Consider the following 4,201-nt stretch of genomic DNA (forward strand, 5'->3'; position numbering starts at 1 on the left):
GTCTGGGACACTCGGTTGACTCCTTCACCGAAAACGAGCGCGAAAACCTGCTCAAGGTCAGCGGCACACAAGAAGAGATGCTGCGCAGGATGCATGTCGAGTCTGAGCCGCCGCCGCCGCTGCTGGCCGACACCATCACGCGGTTTCAAGCCTATTCCGATGCCGGCGAAGTGGGGGCCCAGATTCGTAGCGGGCAGCTCCAGAGTGACCTTTGCGGTTATGCTGCTTCCTTGATGGTCGAGCTGCCAGGGTGGCCTCGTACCAAAGCGATAGAGGCGTTCGAAAGCGCTGATTTGAGCGGTAAGTCCGTTCAGTATGGTGATAGCGCCGCACCGGCTTCGGACGTGATCACGGTCAGCCGAGCCGAGCTGATGGCGGGCCAATTGCCGGAGCGTGTGCTGTCCCTCCTCAGCGAGGAGCAAACCAGGCATCTGGTCGGCCAGCATGTCGCGCCGGATCAGCAGGCCCAGACGTTGAAAGCGCTTCTGGCCGACCATGCGGATAAGGCCAGAGCGCGGATATTCCAGAGTTTGTCCAAGGAACGCGAGGAACTGGGAAATCCGCGGACTCAGTTGGTCCAGCGCAGCTTTTCCTCGTTATCGACCAGGCTCGCAAAGGACCTGTTGAAGGATGCAACGCCCGACGAGCTGCGTCAGATGAAAACCGCCCGGCGTCTGCCGTTGCGATTGGCGCAAAAAGCTCGTCTGGCGCAGCAAGAGGTGCGCTTGTCACGCGCTTATGAGGGGCTTTTCCTGGGGACGCTGGCTGCACCGGACACTGAAAGCCTGGTCCTGCATACACTCAAAAAACTACTGGCCGAGTCAGGCAATTTACGCATCGAAGTGCGGGAGGGCTCTTTCACCGGAGCGATACGAGCCAGCATCGGCCCCGAAGATGCCCTTGAGCGCAAAGTGCTCGTTCGTACCGGGGATGGGCAGTACGAAGCACGCGACGCCAGCGATAATCATTTACACGGAAGGGATGACCTGTATGCCGCCCTTCAGCATGCCTTGCCGGATGCTCAACGCAGATCCCTGAGTTTGCCTCACGTGAATCAGGGCGCGGATCTCGAGGCACTGATCCAGCAACATGCACTGGCGCGTGATGAACTGCGCTCGGTCCTGAACATGCAGGCGCAACGTCAACCGTTCTTGAAGCCGCTGACGCTGTTGCCCGACGGTCGGCGCGGCTACCCGTTGAGCGGTCGCGGGGGTTATCACGGAATCGCCGACGAGCCGTTGTTGCGGCAGCGGGTCAGATCCCTTTATCCAGGATTTTCCGACGAACAGGTTGGCGGAGTACTGGGGCCAGTGGCCGAAGCGGCCGAGGCGCGTGTCAGCGCCCTGGAAGCCGAGTTCAATCAACTCAACAGCACGCTGCAACGCTGGATGAATTCTCCCACATTGCACAACCGCTTCGGCCCGCTGGGGGTGGCGGAATGGCAATCGCGTAACGCGCTCTACAAGGCGATCAGGCAATGCTGGCAAAGGACGGGGCCGGCAGGCATCGACGCCCCGGGCATCATCGGTGCGCAGTCTCTTGATCTGAATGGCATCTCGATGGGCCGGCACCTGGCGAGCTTTCCGGAACTGACCGCCAATTTTGATCACGTCACCAGCTTGAGCATGTGCAGTACCAATATGCTCAGTAGCCAGGGAGCATTTCTCGAGAAATTCCCTGGGCTGCGCTCACTCAACCTGAGCGATAACCTGTTAAACCGGTTACCGCCGGCCATTGGTGATCTGCGTCATTTGACCCAACTGGGGCTGGAGAACAATCAAATCGTGCTGACCGAACAGGCGGTTGCGCGATTGAGAGGATTGACTCAATTGGAGGTTCTGCAGTTGGCAAACAATCCATTGGGTCGCGTGCCTGACATCAGCCTGATGTCAAGACTGGCGGTCCTCAATCTTGAGCGGACCGGCATTGATCAATGGCCCATTGGACTGTTCGGCAAATCCCGTCCACGTCAAATCTATCTGAATCTGAGGTACAACCGATTGACCCATATTCCAGACATTGCACCAGGGTCGTTCCGTGCGGAGTTGCTGGGCCGAACCATCGTCAGTCGTGAACCTGAGTGGGTGTCTCCGAGCGTTCTGGAGAAGCTGAAACACTATCTGGAATCTGTCGGCATGGACCCGCAACGTCCTTATCCACCTCGAGGGTTGCTGGACAGCCTTAAGTGGGCGCAGGGCATGCCCGATTCATTGTTCAGGGAAAGGTTGATCATCTGGGATGAACTCGAAGATGAGATGGGCTCCGAAAAGTTCTTTGATGTCATACGACGGCTGACGCAATCGGCTGACTTCAATACGGCGGAGACGTCCTATCGCAGCGAACTGACAGCCAAGGTCTGGCGAATGCTGGAGGCGATGCACAATGATCCGGAACTGCGCGAGACGGCATTCTCCGAGTCGGTGGTAGTCACCGAATGTTCTGATGGGGCAACCCAATTGTTCAATGCACTGGGGGTCAAGGTGCTGGTCAAGGAGGCTTACGCGCTGGAAAACCCGGCCCTTATCGAGGCGGAACTGGTGGAGTTGGCCAGGGGCAAGTCTCGACTGGATGAACTGGGCGCTATTGCGCGCCGGCGAATTGCCGCACGTTACGAGAGCGGAGAGCGATTCAGACGTGTCGATGCCAATGGCGACGTTACCGGTACGATCGACGAAGTGGAGGTGCAGCTCGCCTATATGACGGAGCTGGCGGAAAAACTGGATCTGCCATGGCAATCGCGTGGCATGTTATTCCGGGCCATTAGCGGGGTGACGTCCGAGATGATAGAGGCCGCTCGTCTGCACGTACTGGGGCTTGAACAGGGTGACCTGCTCGAGGAAACCATTCTCCAACAGACTTTCTGGGACGACTATCTGGAAAACACTTATCGTGATGATATCGCCAGAAAAAAGCTCGAACTGCGCAACGAAGATGAGATGGTCCAGTTCACCGCGATCAAGGAACTGAAGAAAACCTGGACGAGTCAAGCTATCGAGCGTGCCAAGCTGCGAAGGACGGAGATACCGTTCACCGTGCAGGCTGATAGTTGATCGATGGTTTGACCAGCCCCGAATGCGATGTCGCCTTCGGGGCTTCTTTTTGAGCGACCGTCAGAACAGGAAATAACGCTGTGCCATGGGCAAGGTGTCGGCCGGTTCGCACCACAACAATACGCCGTCGGCTTTCACCTGATAGGTCTGCGGGTCGACGTCGATAGTCGGCAGGTAGTCGTTATGAATCAGGTCGGTTTTCTGCACGTCCCGACAACCTTTGACCACGGCGATTTTCTTCTTCAGGCCCAAGGCTTCCGGCAAGCCTGCCTCCTGCGCCGCCTGGCTGATAAAGGTCAGGCTGGTAGCATGCAAGGAGCCGCCGTAGCTGGCGAACATCGGACGGTAATGCACCGGTTGTGGCGTGGGAATTGACGCGTTTGCATCGCCCATCAGGCTGGCCGCAATGGCACCGCCCTTGAGAATCAGCGTCGGCTTCACACCGAAAAATGCCGGGCGCCACAGTACCAGGTCCGCCCATTTACCGACTTCCACCGAACCCACTTCATGGCTGATGCCATGGGTGATCGCCGGGTTGATGGTGTATTTGGCGATGTAGCGTTTGGCGCGGAAGTTGTCGTTGCCTGCACCGTCGCCCGGCAGCGCGCCGCGCTGTTTTTTCATCTTGTCGGCGGTCTGCCAGGTGCGGGTGATGACTTCGCCGACGCGGCCCATGGCCTGGCTGTCGGAGCTGATCATCGAGAACGCGCCGAGGTCGTGGAGGATGTCTTCGGCGGCAATTGTCTCGCGGCGGATGCGGCTTTCGGCGAAGGCCACGTCTTCGGCAATGCTGGGGTCGAGGTGATGACAGACCATCAGCATGTCGAGGTGTTCGTCGATGGTGTTGCGGGTGAACGGCCGGGTCGGGTTGGTGGAACTCGGCAGTACATTGGCAAAACCGCAGGCCTTGATGATGTCCGGCGCATGACCGCCACCGGCACCTTCGGTGTGGTAGGTGTGGATGGTACGGCCCTTGAAAGCGGCGAGGGTGGTTTCGACGAAACCGGATTCGTTCAGGGTGTCGGTGTGAATGGCGACCTGCACGTCGTACTGGTCGGCCACGTTCAGGCAATTGTCGATGCTCGCCGGCGTGGTGCCCCAGTCTTCGTGGAGCTTGAGGCCGATGGCGCCGGCCTTGACCTGTTCGATCA

2 protein-coding genes are annotated in these 4,201 nt (G+C 58.6%); one reads left to right on the forward strand and one right to left on the reverse strand.

The genetic code is table 11. The features are described 5' to 3' along the window. A partial coding sequence (locus ACXRVY_RS18855; RefSeq protein WP_458237966.1) for an NEL-type E3 ubiquitin ligase domain-containing protein occupies nucleotides 1–3,050 on the forward strand: 3,050 nt, incomplete at its 5' end. Between the two features lie 60 nt (nucleotides 3,051–3,110). Here the strand turns inward: ACXRVY_RS18855 and ACXRVY_RS18860 are convergent. Next, on the reverse strand, nucleotides 3,111–4,201 hold a 1,091-nt coding region (locus tag ACXRVY_RS18860; RefSeq protein WP_458237967.1), incomplete at its 5' end, for an urease subunit alpha.

It is taken from the genome of Pseudomonas sp. P5_A2_2, from assembly GCF_054177685.1.